Here is a 14930-nt window from a genome sequence, read left to right on the forward strand (position 1 = left end):
GCCCTCCTCAAGCTGAGACGATCGCGGCGGCGCGCCCGCCGAAGGCCATTGAGCTGCCATGCAGCGCTGCCAACGCGCCAGGCGCGTAGTTACGGCTGAAAGCCTGCTCCGCCCATGCAAGCTGGATCAGTCCCGCGGCCGCCCCGGTGTCGCCGATGCAGTCGGCGGCGTGCCACACCGGTTGTTCCGGCCGCGACTGGCGCATGTTGCGCATCTGCGCGATGACGAGTTCCTCGAAGGCATAGGATTCACCCGCCACGTCACTGAGGCGGAAGGCCACTTCGTGCATTTCGGTGCGCGCCGAGGCGAGCGCTGTCTTCAAGGCTCCCGCCAGTCCGTTGGCACGGAAAGGCTCCTCGCTGATCGCCGTTGCCGTCTCCTCGCCAAGCCCCAGACCGCGAATCGCGACATGGCGCGGCGTCAGCGGACGGTGGCTGACGACCGCCAGGCATGCGGCCTCGCCGGGGATCAGCCCGTCCGTCGTCACGCTCGTCTTCAGCCGCATATGGCGGTCGAGCCAAGCCAGCGTGCGGGCGTCGATGAGGCTGTCGATCGCGAGGACAAGGCATGCCGGAGCGCCTTCGTCGAGCATCTTGCGCGCCTGCATCAGCGCCGCGAAGGCGGCAGGCTGGCCGGCAGCGATATGCGCCGTGCGCCGCTCGTTCACCGCCGAGCCATCGGGAAAACGCAGGTCCGCGAACATGCCGTTCAGCCGCGCGCCGGGCGTTTCCTTCTCGCGGGTGCAAAGGATCAGCGGCATCTGCGCCCAGGGCAGCGCCGCTCCGATGTCGGGTTCGATGTGTTCTAGCACCAGACGCGCAAGCATGCGCAGCCGCTCAAGCCCGCGCCTGGATGGCGCGATGGCGTCGACGCGCGCACCGCGGATCGGTATCGCCATGCGGTCGCGATAGTCGAGTTCTTCGAACGCCGCGATGCCGGCCCGCAGCGCCGCGCAGGTCGCGGCGGCGCTGTAGCCGACCGGCGAAACGAGGCTGACGCAGCTGACGACAGTCATCGGCGTCGGCCTCGCAGCTTAGAGAGCGCAGCGATCGCCTCGCCAAGGCCGGCATAGTGCGGCTTGGCCGCAAGCTCTTTGCGCGGCGGCCCCACCTGGACCTGCTGCAGCCGCACGAATTTGCGCGGCAGCTTCACTGCCGCGCGCCCGACCAGCACGATCTTGCCTTCATGCGGGATCAGATTGAGCGTATCGGGGTTCACGACCTTGTGCTCTGTGTGATCGTCATACATGAATCTAACGGGCACCCCGAGCATCGGCACACTGACCTTGAACCGGCCCGAGTCGTTCATGTTCACGCAGCCGAACATCATTCCCGGGCTAAGCTTGTCGAGCCACTGGTCCTCCGGCGCCGCCTGAAAGTAGCGGTCGTCGAAATCCTGCGGCAGGAAGGGCAGCACGTTCTCCATCCAGTGTTTATCGTAGGTGCCGGCGTACCGCGCGCGTTCCTTGGCAAAGCGTGGTACCGGGCCGAAGCCGATCGGGCGCGGCCGGTCGTTCCAGATGCGCATTCGCGATTGCGGGTGCTCGACACACGGTAGCGGGGTCCCATCAATGTCACTCTGGCCGACAAGGTAGCCGCTGCCGATCGGGTTGACGGCGTCGCCGCGGTGCTTCGCCAGATCAGGATCAGTTCGGTCGGTGCCGCCGAAGGCGAGGTGCCATGCCAAGGGCATCGAAACAAACGGCGTCGGCCGCGAGGCCTGGATGCCCAGCCCTCCTCTGAACCAGCGCCGTTGGCCTGTAACCACCGCGCGCTTGTCCAATCCCGGACCAACCAGGCGCACTTCGACCGATTCGGCCTGCCGCCCACGCGGTGCCATCGCCACTGCATCGAGCAGGACCTCGCATTTGGGCTTGACGGGAGCGAAGTCGGTTTCGACACGGATGGAGGTGAGCTCCGGATTGCCGTAGTGGGTATCGGCGTAGACGAAAGGTGACTGCTGCCGGCTCGGCGTGCAGTTGCCATGTTCGTCGACGTCGTATGTCGCGCGCACGACCGCGATGCAGAACTTCGCGCAGTGCTTGTCCTGATAGGGAAAAGTCTCCGCAAGAAACGGCGTGGTGTTCTGGCTGACGAACATCAGCTGGTCTCCCAACTCGCGGCGAAGATCTGCTCCAGCGTCGATTGCGGCGCCTGCGGATCGACGTCGAAAATATCCGAGTGCGCCGTCCACGCCACGAGGCCCTCGATGACATCGCCTTCGCCGCCGACAATTGGAACCGCCAGGGCGGCCAGCGCCGCGTCGAGCTCGTCGGGCGCCAGCTCGCCCTGCTGCGCGGCCAGGGCGGGGGTCTCGATGCTTTCGAACCATGCGTCCGCATAGGCCAGCTTAAGGGGCGCCTCCGGGAGCCTTGCGACGACGCTCAATGGAAATTGCCGGCCGACCCGGTCTGCGCTTTGCAGCACGATGCCCGCCGAGCCGCCGAAGGCACCAGGGCCACTGAGGAAGCGCAAGGCTGTGCTGGTCGGCCAGGCCTCGAGCCCGAACAGCGGCACGATGTGCTGCGCCAGCCAGCGGTCCCACACGCGCACGAAATCGCCCGGCAGCCGCCGCGTGACGAAATCGCCGGCGGCGGGCATCTTGGCGTAGAAGCCGGGCAGGATCAGATCTGTGGCGGACATGTGAACTTCTTGAACATTTCGAGCGTGTAGGGGTTTTCGACGCTGGCCGCCTTGAGCTCGAAATCGGCCCACATTCCCTTGGTGCCGAGCCGCAGGCTGTAGACGTCGGTGAGCTTGGTCGCGTTGAAGCGGCCGCCGCGCAGCATTCTCAGCCACGCCCAGCTGCCGGTCTCGTTGAGCATTATCTCAGGCGAGCCGTCGACCGGCTGGAAGGCCAGCGAGATCACGCCGGTGCCGTCCTTGCCGGGCCATGTCATCGGCTGCGGCCTCGTCGCGTTGTTGTAGTAGACAAGGTTCTGGCCATCGAGGTTGAGCGTTACCCGCGCCACGTTGGGCGACAGGTCCTTCGGCTCCAGCGTAAAATTCATCACAGGGCCGGTGCCGCCGGGGAAGAGATCGTCGCGGATGTGGCGCGCCTGTTCGAAGGCCGCCAGCGCCGCCGGGTCCAGGCCGAAATCGGCGCGCCATTTCCATGGCTCGCTGGCGGTGTCGACGTAGTTGATCAGGTGGTCGTTGGTGAAGGCGTCGATCAGCCCGGTCGGCCCGAACAGGCGCTGGAAGTCGCGCACATTGACGTCGACCGCGCTCTCCGGACTGAACGGATAGCGGTTGTTGAGCGCGGCCTGGCAGAAGGGCAGGATGTCCGCCCGCCAGATGGCGTTGAGCTCGTTGGTGACGGCCTTCTGCGACAGGCCGCTGGTGTCGCCGGCAATCCCCCCCAGCCAGTCGTTGATCGGCGAGGGAAGGACCTGCGCTTGTCTCGCAACCGCGCCTGTCAGTTCGGCGAGGCCGCCCTGCTTCTTGATGGCGTCCTGCGGGTCGGGATTGGCGGTCACGGTCTGCAGCACGTTGGACAGCGCCGTCAGCGCCACGACGGCGGCGTCGAGCGCCGGCGGTTGGCCGTCGACCTGGGCGATCGTGCCCTTGAGCGGCTTGAAATGCTCGGCCACCAGGCTGCCGGTCATGTCGACCTGGTCGGCCGAGCCCGCGCGGGGCAGCAATTTCGCGCCGGTCTTCACCACCTTGCCCAGTTTTCCGAGCTTGCTCAAGAGCTTCGAGCCGGTCTTGGCGGCGCCGCCGCTCTTGTCGTCGGCCCCCGCATCGTCCGAACGGGTCAGGTCGGTCTCCTGCACCACCGCGGTCAGCAGGCGCTTCAGCGCGGAGTCGGCGCTGGAAAGATCCTTGAGGTTCTCGCTCGCGACGTTGAGGTCGGTCAGCGGCGCCAGCCGCATGTCGCGCAGGAACGAGTCCCACTGCGCGATATAGTCATCGTAATAGAGCTTCAGGATGTCTTCCGACAGCGCCGAGACAGACGTCTCCGAATTCTCCGAGCAGCCGCCGGCAAACACGGCGCGGTCGAGCGCCGCCTGTCCCGCGACATCCTCGACCCGGTCGAGGATCGCGTCGTGGAAGCCGGCATAGGTGTAGGGACCGGGAACGCCGACGCGCAGTGTCTTGTCGGAACGGCGCGCGAACACCTTGGCGCCATTCGGCCCGGCGAAATTGGCCGGCACCCATTCCTTGACGGCTGCCACCTCAGGATCGGCCAGAAGCTGCTTGTAGGCGCGCTCCGGCAGCGAGATCGTGCACACCGTCTTCAGCGCCTCGGCGACCAGTTCCTTGTCCGGCGCGATGTAGCTGTCGTCGACCGCCATCCGGCGGATGGCGGCAAGCTGGTGTTCTTCGGCGTCCGCGGTCGGGAAGGGTGCGGCCGGCGCGAATTGCGGCAGGCTGTTCACCCACCAGTTCTGGACGAAGTCGGTGTCCATCTGCGACAGCCCTGTCATCATCCGGTAGGTCTTCAGCGCGCCGAGCATGAAGTCCGGGTCGCGGATCTGCCGCCACATCGTGGCCTCCAGCAGCGCGACCATATGCGGCTCCAGCACGTTGCGCAGCGCATGGTCGTAGGTATCGGTCTGCGCGCGCACCAGCTCGGCCGAAGCCGTCGGGCCGAGCAGGTTGTGGATCGCGTCCGGCGGTGCGGTGCGGGCCGTCGCCACTGCGTCCATTGCCGCCAGCGCGCCGTCCATGGTCGGCTGCTCGACCGCGGCCGGCATCGCGTCGACGTCGGTCAGGGGCTGCTGCAGCGCCTCGAACTGGCCGGCCTGCTCGGTGATCGCATTGCGGTTGTCGAGATAGGACCAGGTGAACAGTCCGCCGGCGAGCAAGGCGGCGAGCGCGCAGGCGGCGGCGGCTCCGCGCCAGATCCAGGCGCGGCGGCGCTGCGCCAGCGGATCGAACGTGCCGAGGCCGGCTTCCTTGAAAATCACTTCGGTGAGCAGATTCCTGAGGAAGAAGCTGCGTTTCTCGACGCGCGCCGCCGGCATGGCGCGGCGCGGCGGCAGTCCGAAGGATGAGGAAAGGGCGGCGGTCAGCCGGTCGATCGGCGCGCCTTCCTGGGTCGCCGAGGTCAGATAGAGGCCGCGCAGCCAGGCGGCCTCCTCGTAGCGGCTTTCGCCGAACATCGCCTCGACCAGCACCTGGATCGGCTCGGAGAGGCTCGCGAGTTGCGCCGGGAAACGGAAGATCTCGGCGCGCTGGCCGAGCTTGTCCTCGTCCTCGAGCCGCGGCACCAGCCGCCGCTCCAGCTCGGAGGCCAGCCTGGCGAGTTCCGTCTGGATCGTGCCGGCGTTGACACGTGCGTCGAGCGGAAAAGTGGTTCCCCACACCTGCTCGCGCGCCGTTGTCGACAAGCCGCCGAAAAAGGCTTCGAAGCCCTTGATCAGGTCGGCCTTGGTCAGCATCAGGTAGACGGGCAGGCGGATCTCCAGCCGGTCGTTGAGTTCCGCCAGCCGGCGGCGGATTTTTCTGCCATGCGCCTTGATCGCCTCGTCGCCCTCCGACAGCGCGTCGATCGACAGCGCGACGATGACGCCGTTGAGCGCACGCCGGCCCCGATGCTTCTTCAGGAGATCGAGGAAGCCCAGCCATTCCGTCGCGTCGACGTCCGGCTGGCTTTCCTGCTGGACGTAGCGGCCCGCCGTGTCGATCAGCACCGCGTTCTCCGAGAAGAACCAGTCGCAATTGCGCGTCCCGCCGACGCCCTGCAGATCGTCGGTGAGGTCGATCGGGAAATTGAGGCCGGACTGGCGCAAGGCAGTGGTCTTGCCCGTCGCCGGCGGCCCGACGATCACATACCAGGGCATCTCGCGCAGGAATTTTCTGCCGCCGAGCTTGCGCCGCTTGAGCTCGGCCATCACCTCGCCGAACTTGGCGCCGACGGCCGCGACGCTCTCCTCGCCGGGCGTGAGCTGCTTTTCGGCCACCGGCGCCGCGATCTCGGCGACGAACATGCGGTTGGCGCGGATTGCGCGGCGTTGCGCGACGATCAGCCAGATCAGCCACAGGATGATCAGCCCGGCGATAATGGCAATGCGCACATTGTCGGATTCGAACGGCGCGTAAGGGCCGACCTGCACGATCGGGCCGAACACCCAGATCAACAGCGAAAGCAGCGCGATGCCGATCAGCGTCCATAGGAATCGCGAGGTGATGACGGCCCAGAGGAAGCGCAGGATGAACATCTCAGAGCCTCTTCTCGACCAAAACCTCGACGCGCCGGTTGAGCGCACGGCCTTCGCGCGTCGAGTTGTCGGCCACCGGATCGGTTTCGGCGCGGCCCTCGGAAGAGATGCTTTCTTGCGGCACGCCGGCCTGCACCAGAAGCTTGGCTATGGTTTCGGCGCGCGCTTCCGACAGCCGCTGGTTGCTGGCAAACGGGTTGGACTTTTGCAGGCGCACATTGTCGGTATGGCCGACGACGGTGATTTTCCCGATCAGCTCCTTGTTGTCCAGGATCACCTTGGCGATCGCTGCGATCAGCGGCTCGTACCCTTCCGTCAGCGTCGGCCGCGAAGACTGGAACAGCTCCGGATTGGAGGACTGGACGATCAGCTTGGCCAGCGAGACGCTCTCCGTGCCGCTCAGCGCCCCCTTGAGGTTGTCCGGCGCTTCGGCCTTGAATTCGGGCAGCAGCGCGAAATCGACGGGCTGGGGCGGTTCGGGCGCATCTTGCTGTGGCGCGGCGCGGGTGACGTCGCCGCGCGAGGCCGGCGGCAGCGTGCGCACCAGCGCCGAGAGTTCGACCGCCTGGCTGCTCAGGCCCATCGACAGGCCGATATAGGCAGCCGCGGCGACGACGATCGCCGCAAGCGCCATCACCCAGATCGGAACGATGAAGCGCTGCGGCTCGTCGGAGGCGATCACGCCTTTCCAGTTCGGCGACAGCGGCGCGTCTTCCGCGTCCGCGTTGCGCAGGAAGCGCGCCGCCGCCACGCGCACGGCGTTGAGCGAACGGTCGCCGGCGCGGCCGGGCACGCGATACTTGCCGCGGAAGCCGAGCGCGAGGCAGCAATATTGCAGCTCCAGCATTTCCCGGTCGCGGTTGGGATGCCGCTCCAGCTCGTCGAGCCGCGTGAAGAACTGGGTGCCGGCATCGACGTCGCCGCGCAGCATGACCACAAGCGGCTGGCGCGGCCAGGCGCTGGCGCCGCCCCATGGCGTGTTGAGCGCGAGATCGTCGAGCAGCGCCGCTACCGCCCATGCGGCCTGGTCGGCGCGCTCCAGCGATGAACCGGCCGCAACCGCTGCATCGCGGGCCCGCACCAACTCGTCGAGCAGGCGCGTGCGCATGACTTCCGGATTCTCAGGCGCCAGCGCGCTTTCGAGCTCGGGCGCGAATTCGAGCAGCGGCGCGAAGATGTTGATGAGCGTATTGGGATGCGAGCGCGCCCGTTTGACCGGCGCTCCCGGCGCCAGCGGCGCCATCGGCCGGGGCGCCGCGCCGGTCAGCCGGATGCGGGTGCGCTCCCGATCCTCCGACAGTCCGAAAGGATCATCCCGGCTCATGGCCTCACCTGTTCACCGAATAGCAGTCGACCTGCGGCTCGCTCGGCAGCACACCGGAAACGCCGATGACGAAGCCGGGGGCGTCGAGCAGCGAGGCCCAATGCTCGCTCTTCTGGTCGAGCTCCAGGCACAGCCGGTCGCCGTCATAAGGGATCTCGCGCGGCTGCGAATGAAGCGGTTTCAGCGGAATGCCAGGCAGGCGAGACTTCCATAGGCCTTCGAACTGGTCGGCGGATCCGACCGTCGCCTGGTTGACGAAGATCTTGCGCAGCGCGTCTTCCGAAAGCTCGGAGCCGACGCGGATGACGATGCGGCTGGCGACCAAAAGCTTCGGGTTGTCGATGCGCACCTTCCAGACATTGGTCGCGTGCCGCATGACCGGCAGCGCGCGCGATTTCGGCTCGATGTAGCGCAGGCTGAGGATGAGCGAACGCAAGGCGTCGGCCAGCGCCATATAGGCGGGGCCGGGCGCCATGTGATCGTAGGCCGGCAGTTCGCCGAGCCGCCGCGAGCTCGAGCCGTAGGTGGCCATCTCGCCGGCGAGGCCGGCAAGTTCGAGATAAAGCTCGGCCGGATGGAAGACATCCTGGGCCAGCATATGGGCAAGGCGTGGCCGCGCGGCGTTGGCCAAGTGCAGCATCAAAAGGTCCTCGACGCTGCGCCCGGCCCCGCCCATCACCATCTTGCCATGCGCCTCGGCGATCTGGTCGAGGCCGGTGACGACCTCCTGCAGCAATTGCCGATACCAGTGGGCGGCGCCGGTGATCAGCGTCGGCGGCAGGAAGGCCTGGTCGAGCGAGACGCCGCCATCGGTGCGCACGCCCTTGATGTCGGCGACCGGCAGCGCGGTGTAGCCGCCGACCGATTTGCCGGGCGCCAGCAGCACCGCTTGCGGTCGGGCGATTTCGATCTCCTCGGGATCGGCGCCGCCCTGCACGGCATCGCGCACCGGGACGATCTTGCCGTGGTAGCGCGCGCCCGTCGATGCGGCATGCGCCGGATCGAATCCGACGCCGCCGGGCGGCTCGAGCGGCAACGCCACCAGCACCGGCCCGGCGCCGGTGTCGGCCGTGACCGGCAGCGGCTTCGGCGCGTCCATCAGTTCCGGGATGGAGAAGGGCGTGCCGTCCGGGAAGATGCCCCGGGCGGACACGATCGAGACCTGGCCGGCATCGAGCAGCGACTGGTCGAGCGTCAGCTGCTGGAAGCCGAACGTATGGAGCTGGCCGGCCTGCAAGGCGCCGCGCACCATCCCCTCGAAGAACCGGTCCTGCTGCTGGAAATGCTGGGTCCTGAGAAACAGGCCCTCCGACCACAGCACCCTGTTTGCGTCGCTCATGCCATTACTCTCTGCACTGCCCTGCCGCCTGGTTGCCACGTTGCTAAGCGGAGATGCCGCCCTTGCCGAGGCTGACGTTGATGGTGAATTTCGAGCCCGGCGACACCGACTTGGTCGTGCGCCAGTTGCGTCCGCCAGGCTCGCGGATCAGCGCCACGAAGCCGAGCGCGGTGGCGTTCGGTTCGACCGTGATGGTTTTTGCCGCCGTCTTGCCCGGAGCAACCGAGATCGCGTCCGAGCCGATGAGGTCGGCCCCGAGCGCCGAGCCCGCATCGCCCTGCAGCGCGAAATAGTCGGCCGAGTTGAACTTGCCTGTGCTGGCAAGCCGCATCACCAGTACCGTCACCGGCCGGTCGCCGCCGCCCGGTCCCGGATTCATGCCGGCGCCGCCGGTCACGTTGACCGAGATGACCGATGGTTTCGGCGGGCCGCTCTGGCAAGCCGCAAGCAGCCCCGTCGCGCCGATGGCGACGATGAATTCACGTCTGTCGATCATGTCCCTACTCCTCTTCATATGCATCCCTGAAGTCTGCGCCGATCTCGCCCAGGAAGCTCGATTCCGCGCTCTGGGCGATGTCGCGATGGCGTTTCTGGTAAAGTTCCCACAGCTTGGCATTGCGCCCGCCGGCGAGCAGATTGCCGATCGCGGAATTGGACTTGAGCTCTTCTTCGATCGCGGCCGGATCGAAACGGTCGATCATGCGCCGCAGCGCCGCCTGCACGCCGCGCCAGGCGCGCACGTGATGCTGCGCGAGGTCCTTGACCGCGTCGCCGATCGCCGCCTCGCCGGAGAGAAAGCCGGGGCTGCGTTCCGCGATGATGGTGACGATGACATCCTCGACCGTCGGCAGGAATTTGAGCGGGTTGACCTCGGAGGCCCCGACCATGGTCTGGGCGACACGCGCGCTTCCCTTCTCTTCGGCGCGCTTGCGCAGGAGCTGCATCAGGCCATCGAGCATCAGCCGGTATTCCCGCCCGAACTTTTCCATTTCGGCAATCGCATCGCGCCCGGGAAAATCGGCCTCCTCGACGCCCATGCCGCGCAGGAACGCGGCGCGCAACGCTATCTCGCTGGACGCCGGTTGCGCCGGACGTGATGGCTTGGGCACCGGAACAGGGCGAGGTGGTGGCGCTGAGGGGTCGGCCGCCTGCGCCGGTATCTCCCATGGACGGGCGGCCTTCGGCTTCTCGGCGGGCCGCCCGTCGCGACCGGTTGCGTCGGCGCTGCTGCCGGAAGCGGGCGTCGCGGCTGGTCCGAAGCTGAAATCGTCGAAGCCGGACGGTTTCGGCGCGGGCTCGGGCATATCGTTGCGCGATGGCATCTCGCCGAAGCCGAAGGGGTCCGCTTGGGCGGCGTCAGGCTCTTCGCTCGAGGCCGGCGTCGCCACCGGATCGAGGCTGAACGGGTCGTCGAAGGCGGGCGAGCTGCGCTGGTTCGCGGCGCGATCGTAAGCCCCGCGCACAGGCTGTTCGAACGGATCGGGCAGCCCTGCCGGGCGCGGCAGCTGCGGCTCTTCCTCGACTTTGGCCGAGAAGAAATCGTCGCCGCCGATGCTGGGGGGCGTCCGCGATTGCGGCGGCGACCATACCGGCGCGGCGTTGGCGACCGGCGCCTGACCGATCGAGGTGTGGCCAGCGCTGGGCTGCACCTCGACATGCAGCACATAGTCGCCCAGGCGCAGCCGCATGCCGCTTTGCAGGCGCGTCGACCTGCCGGTGCCGAGCGGGCTGTCGGAATCGTCGATGAACAATCCGCTGCTCGACGTGTCGGTGACGTAATAGCCGTCGCGGCCGCCGCTGATCTTGCAGTGGGCGCGTGAAACGAACATGTCCGGATCGTCGATCTGCCAGCCGGCATCGGCGCTGCGGCCGATCACCAGTTCGCCTTCGTCCAGCCGGGTCTGCCTGACCGCCTGCGAGCGCGGGCCTTGTTCCAGCGTCAGCAGCAGGCTCATGCGGCTGCCTCCGCCATTTCCGGTCGCCAGCCGACGATGGTGCGCAACCTGAGATCGTCGGCGTCCCCCCTTTCGGCGGGGCGTGAAAGCCAGGAGGTTCGGCCGAGCTGGATGGTTCCCATCTTCGGCGAAGGCACGGCTTCACGCGCGAGCACGATCCTGAGATCGACATCGAGCGCTTCGCCGATCATGTCCCGCACTGCCTTCTTGAACAGAGCAAGGCGCCGTTCTCCGGGCAGGAAGGACCTGAAGTCGTCGAGACTCAGCGGTCCGACGCGCAATTCGATCCGGCTCTGCCGGCTGAAGACGCGCGGCCCGATCGTCGCGCCGCCGCCGAGCGTCGCATAGGCCTTGCCGATACGGCTCTGCAGCGCCGCCGGAATGGTGATCCAGGCGGCGACGAATTCCTTGATCCGCACCGGCACCTTGAAGGCGGTGGCGAGAAACAGCGTCAGCCGCTCCGCGCCGTCGACCTGGTTTGCCAGCGATCCGGCCTGCCGTAGCCGCACCGTGTCGAGCTCGGGATCCTGCGTGCCGGGAAGGCCGATCCCGGCCATGGCTTCCAGCATGGCGCGGACGCGCCCGCCGACCGAACGTTCGACCTGCACCGCCGGATGCGCGTCCGCCCATGCGCGGTAGTAGAGCGCGATCATGCGATGCTGCAGGATGTTGACGAAGTCGACGAAGGTCGTGTCGCTGGTCTGCTCGGCATCGGCGCCGGTGAACCAGCGCTGCGACAGTCGGTCGAGCACCCAGCGTGTCAGATGCAGCGGCATCGGCCCTTCCGGCCCGAGCAGGCCGAGATTGGCGACGGTCACCCGCGCCGGAGCCTTTTCGCCCACATCCTGGAATTTGATCACGTCCCGCGCCGAGAAGCTCAGGCGCACATGCTGGCCGATCCTTGCCGGCTCACGGTCCGCGGTTCCGGAATGCCCGAACAAGCCACGCCGCTGCTCCAGGCGGCGCAGCAGCTCGAAGAAATCGTACCCCTCCGACAGCGGCTCCGCTTCGGTTGGGGCCAGCCGCGCTAGATCAGGTAGCGATTGCCGGGCGTCATCGGCCATGGCACATCCTCCTGCTTCTGCAGCAACCGCGTACGCGTCCGCACGAAACCATTTATCCCGGCGTGGCGGGCGAACAACCGCGCAAGCAGGGCCGAAAGCAGCAGCGTGCTCTGGCCCGCCAGCACCGACTGGTCGACATGCAGCGTCACCTCGGTGCCGCGCCCGAAACACATCGGCCCGTCGATCTTGAGCCGCTCGATTACCGGCCGCGAGTCGATGCGGGTGATCGAATGCACGTTGCGGGCAAGGCTCGGATCGCCGCGATCGGCGTAGAGGTCGAGCAAGGCATGCAGCGGATCGACGCCGCGACCTTCCTTGGCGAGGCTGAGGAAATTGAGCGAGAGCTGCGCCACCAGCCGCCAGGCGAGATTGTCGGCGCGGGATTCGCCTTCGGCGCCGGCCGGCAGCGCTGCCGGGATCGCCGGCTGCGGCGGCCGCAACGCGCCGAGCAGCCGTACCGCTTCCACCGGATCGGCGGTCTCCAGCGTCAGCGCCGGCGTGTCGTCCAGGATCGGCAGGTCGCGGTTGGTGCAGAGCGCCATCACGTCGAGCCGCTTCAGCGGCCGGTTGGGCTGGCTTCCGGCCGGACGCGAGACGGCGAGGAACACGTCGTCGCCCGTGTAAGAGGTGCGGGTCAGGCCGTCGCGCCGCTCGTCCTCCGTGGCCCGGCGGGGGCGTCGCTCCGTCGAATAGACCCAGCCGCTGCCGCGGTTCTGCCCCAGGCTGAACAATTCCGGGATTATCGCCTCGCTGCCTTCAGCGTCGGCGTCTTCCACCCGGGTGACCCGAAAGATCTCGAAGTCCCGTGCCCGGGTGCGGTCGGCATGCAGCACCTGGCGCGTCCGGCGCGGGTCGATCTCGATGACATTGCACTCGCGTTCGAAGAGATTGATGATCGGCGTTGCGAACAGCTCGAAATCGGCCACCGCCACATCGGCGAGTTCCGGCACCGGACGCCGGAACAGGAAGATGATCTCTATTGCCCCATCGCACTTGCGCACCACTGGCTGCAGGCCGGCGACGCGCACATAGTGGAAGCGCTCGGGGATCAGGAAATATTCGCGCAGCAGCCGGTATCCCTCGAAGGTCGGGCGCGTGCGCGGCATCAGCGCTTCGTCGTCGTGGATGCCGATCATTTCGGGCTCGGGCAGCGCCGTGAGCGGATTGGTCTTGCCTTCCGCCCGCGCGCCGACGGCCGAGCAGGCACCGAAGATCGCGTCGAAGAGGAGCGGCGCCTTGGTGCGCCCGGCGAAGTGGAGATCGAGCCGGTCGAGCGACAATTCGCTGAGCTTGCCCTTCCCGGTCCGGGTAAGCGCGATGCGGAATGCCGCTTCGCCGCGCACGCCGCCAACCGGCGCGATGCCGGCGGCGGCCAGCGCGCTGCGGTCCTGGAAATAGCTGACCGAATTGATCGTGATCGGCCACAGCATGACCTCTTGCGCGGTGGTGAAGGTCGAGCGCGTCGAGAGCCCGGGATGCAGGCCGGAAACCAGCCGCGTGCCGCGCGCCACGGCATGGCCGGCGATCATCGACTGCACCTGCTGTCCGGGTTTCAGCACGGCCATCGCGGTCGCCGGCGCCGGCGTCACCAGGTCCGGATAGAGCACGTCGAGCACGGCGCGCGAAAAGCGCGAGCGCTCGGCGTCGACCTTGAGCCGCGTGCGCGCGGCAAGAAAGGCGACGCCGTCGAGCAGCCGTTCGACATAGGGATCGGGGCAGGGAACGGTGTCGAGGGAAAGGTTGCGGGCGACCGCCGGATGCATGTCGGCGAATTCCGCGGCCAGCGCGCGGATATGCGTCAGTTCCTCTTCGTAATACTCCACGAAGACCCGATCCATCTCAGGTCTCCCGGAATTCGGTTCGCGCCAGGCCGTTGTCGAGATTGATCGTGGTGCGCAGCCGCATGCGTTCCGGCGTCGGCGTCATGATCAGCACGGCGTCGATCTCGATCTTGAGGCCGACGGTCTTGTCGCCAAGCGTGACGTTGACGGTCGTAGCGCTTTCCTTGAGGCGCGGCTCGAAAGTGGCGAGCACCGCGCGGATCTCGCGTGCCAGCGTGTCGCGGTCGAAATCCCGCGACGAGCGGCCGGAAAACGACGGCACGCCGTAGTTGACGACGCTGCGGCGCACCTCCGGAAAGTCGGCGAGCGGCGGCAGCTCATCCAGGGGCTGTTCGTGCTCGGCGTCGGAAAGCATCGGTGCGGACTCGAAACGCTCGGTGTTGAACAGAGCCTCGATGTCGCGCCGGACGGCTTCCCTGAGCACGCGCGCCGACACCACCACGCCGCGGCTTTCGATCTCGGTGCGATGCTCGGTCTGGAAGACCAGTCTGTGCAGTCGTCGTTTCTGCTCGGATGTCAGTTCGGCATCGGCATCGATGACGCGCGCGCTGCCGGCAAGAAGAGCCTCGACGCGCTCGGCGCCGAGTTCTTCTTCCAGCAGACGGCGCAGCCCGTCGATCTCCGACGTCAGCCCGGGCAAGTCGTTGACGAGGCGGTCCCAGAGGGAGGGCTGGACCGCCTCGCGCTTTGCCCGCGAACTGCCGGCAAGCTGCGCTTTCGCGCCAGGCCGCTTGGCCTCACTTGCCGACATAGACGTCCATTTCGATCTCGTCGTCCTTGTCGTAGACGAACTTGATCTTCTTGTAGGCGAAGCTGACTTCTTCCTCGATCAGGTCCGCCTCGTCGTGGGCCTGCCGCATGTCGTATTCCATGACGGAGGCGTCGGTGAGCGTCACGACCAGATAGTCGCTGGTCTCGCCGTCAATGGTGCGGCGGGCCGAAAACACCACTTCGTCCAGCGCCTTGTTCTCGAACAGCGCCTTCTTCAGGTAGGGCGACGACTTGTCGTAGTGCTTGAAGAATTTGATCATTCCCATCGACACGCGACCGCGCCGCGACAGCGAATTGGGATCGTAGGGCGCGATCATCTTGTAATCGACGCCATGGATCTCGATCTCGTCCTCATGGCCGTCGCGCTTGCTCGGGCCCTTGATATCCGGGACTTTCAGGAAGCCGTCGATCTTCATCGAAGGCGCATCGGCTCTATCAGGCATTGTCTTTCTCCACCGCTAACAGATGAC

Annotated in this window: 12 protein-coding genes; all 12 read right to left on the reverse strand. The window is 67.0% G+C overall.

What is annotated here, in order from left to right; translation table 11 throughout:
* Positions 1-7: 7 nt before the first annotated feature.
* The 12 genes from FJ957_RS19475 to FJ957_RS19530 are packed head-to-tail and all read right to left on the reverse strand — an operon-like array spanning position 8 to position 14876.
* Complete coding sequence (locus FJ957_RS19475) at positions 8-1015, reverse strand: 3-oxoacyl-ACP synthase (protein WP_140834156.1); 1008 nt, start codon at positions 1013-1015, stop codon at positions 8-10.
* Positions 1012-2100, reverse strand: a complete 1089-nt coding sequence (locus tag FJ957_RS19480; protein WP_140834157.1) for a DUF2169 domain-containing protein — start codon at positions 2098-2100, stop codon at positions 1012-1014. Before FJ957_RS19480 ends, FJ957_RS19475 begins: the two co-directional genes overlap by 4 nt.
* Entirely contained in the window at positions 2100-2642 is a 543-nt protein-coding gene (gene tagF, locus FJ957_RS19485) for a type VI secretion system-associated protein TagF (protein WP_181180622.1), read from the reverse strand. Before tagF ends, FJ957_RS19480 begins: the two co-directional genes overlap by 1 nt.
* Entirely contained in the window at positions 2624-6166 is a 3543-nt protein-coding gene (gene tssM / locus FJ957_RS19490) for a type VI secretion system membrane subunit TssM (RefSeq protein WP_140834163.1), read from the reverse strand. Before tssM ends, tagF begins: the two co-directional genes overlap by 19 nt.
* 1 nt (position 6167) lies before the next feature.
* On the reverse strand, positions 6168-7490 hold the full coding sequence (gene tssL / locus FJ957_RS19495) for a type VI secretion system protein TssL, long form (RefSeq protein WP_140834169.1): 1323 nt from the start codon (positions 7488-7490) through the stop codon (positions 6168-6170).
* A 4-nt stretch (positions 7491-7494) separates the two neighbouring features.
* Positions 7495-8829, reverse strand: coding sequence for a type VI secretion system baseplate subunit TssK (gene tssK, locus FJ957_RS19500; protein ID WP_140834171.1), 1335 nt, complete (start codon positions 8827-8829; stop codon positions 7495-7497).
* 43 nt (positions 8830-8872) lie between these two features.
* Positions 8873-9325, reverse strand: a complete 453-nt coding sequence (gene tssJ / locus FJ957_RS19505) for a type VI secretion system lipoprotein TssJ (RefSeq protein WP_095765815.1) — start codon at positions 9323-9325, stop codon at positions 8873-8875.
* Positions 9326-9329: 4 nt separating this feature from the next.
* Entirely contained in the window at positions 9330-10784 is a 1455-nt protein-coding gene (gene tagH, locus FJ957_RS19510; protein ID WP_140834173.1) for a type VI secretion system-associated FHA domain protein TagH, read from the reverse strand.
* On the reverse strand, positions 10781-11848 hold the full coding sequence (gene tssG / locus FJ957_RS19515; protein WP_140834175.1) for a type VI secretion system baseplate subunit TssG: 1068 nt from the start codon (positions 11846-11848) through the stop codon (positions 10781-10783). The genes tagH and tssG overlap by 4 nt, the downstream gene beginning before the upstream one ends.
* On the reverse strand, positions 11812-13686 hold the full coding sequence (gene tssF, locus FJ957_RS19520) for a type VI secretion system baseplate subunit TssF (RefSeq protein ID WP_140834176.1): 1875 nt from the start codon (positions 13684-13686) through the stop codon (positions 11812-11814). The genes tssG and tssF overlap by 37 nt, the downstream gene beginning before the upstream one ends.
* 1 nt (position 13687) lies before the next feature.
* On the reverse strand, positions 13688-14440 hold the full coding sequence (gene tssE / locus FJ957_RS19525) for a type VI secretion system baseplate subunit TssE (RefSeq protein ID WP_140834178.1): 753 nt from the start codon (positions 14438-14440) through the stop codon (positions 13688-13690).
* Positions 14427-14876 (reverse strand): Hcp family type VI secretion system effector, encoded by a 450-nt coding sequence (locus tag FJ957_RS19530; protein WP_181166839.1) that lies wholly within the window; start codon positions 14874-14876, stop codon positions 14427-14429. Before FJ957_RS19530 ends, tssE begins: the two co-directional genes overlap by 14 nt.
* Positions 14877-14930 lie beyond the last annotated feature (54 nt).

It is taken from the genome of Mesorhizobium sp. B2-4-6 (assembly GCF_006442775.1).
Classification (GTDB): Bacteria; Pseudomonadota; Alphaproteobacteria; order Rhizobiales; family Rhizobiaceae; genus Mesorhizobium.

What these genes read in the sequence shown, in the direction of transcription:
- tssE (WP_140834178.1), bottom strand. Translation starts at nt 14,440, where the DNA reads ATGTCGGCAAGTGAGGCCAAGCGGCCTGGCGCGAAAGCGCAGCTTGCC.
- tssJ (WP_095765815.1), bottom strand. Translation starts at nt 9,325, where the DNA reads ATGATCGACAGACGTGAATTCATCGTCGCCATCGGCGCGACGGGGCTG.
- tssM (WP_140834163.1), bottom strand. Translation starts at nt 6,166, where the DNA reads ATGTTCATCCTGCGCTTCCTCTGGGCCGTCATCACCTCGCGATTCCTA.
- FJ957_RS19530 (WP_181166839.1), bottom strand. Translation starts at nt 14,876, where the DNA reads ATGAAGATCGACGGCTTCCTGAAAGTCCCGGATATCAAGGGCCCGAGC.
- tssF (WP_140834176.1), bottom strand. Translation starts at nt 13,686, where the DNA reads ATGGATCGGGTCTTCGTGGAGTATTACGAAGAGGAACTGACGCATATC.
- tssL (WP_140834169.1), bottom strand. Translation starts at nt 7,490, where the DNA reads ATGAGCCGGGATGATCCTTTCGGACTGTCGGAGGATCGGGAGCGCACC.
- FJ957_RS19480 (WP_140834157.1), bottom strand. Translation starts at nt 2,100, where the DNA reads ATGTTCGTCAGCCAGAACACCACGCCGTTTCTTGCGGAGACTTTTCCC.
- FJ957_RS19475 (WP_140834156.1), bottom strand. Translation starts at nt 1,015, where the DNA reads ATGACTGTCGTCAGCTGCGTCAGCCTCGTTTCGCCGGTCGGCTACAGC.
- tssK (WP_140834171.1), bottom strand. Translation starts at nt 8,829, where the DNA reads ATGAGCGACGCAAACAGGGTGCTGTGGTCGGAGGGCCTGTTTCTCAGG.
- tssG (WP_140834175.1), bottom strand. Translation starts at nt 11,848, where the DNA reads ATGGCCGATGACGCCCGGCAATCGCTACCTGATCTAGCGCGGCTGGCC.
- tagF (WP_181180622.1), bottom strand. Translation starts at nt 2,642, where the DNA reads ATGTCCGCCACAGATCTGATCCTGCCCGGCTTCTACGCCAAGATGCCC.
- tagH (WP_140834173.1), bottom strand. Translation starts at nt 10,784, where the DNA reads ATGAGCCTGCTGCTGACGCTGGAACAAGGCCCGCGCTCGCAGGCGGTC.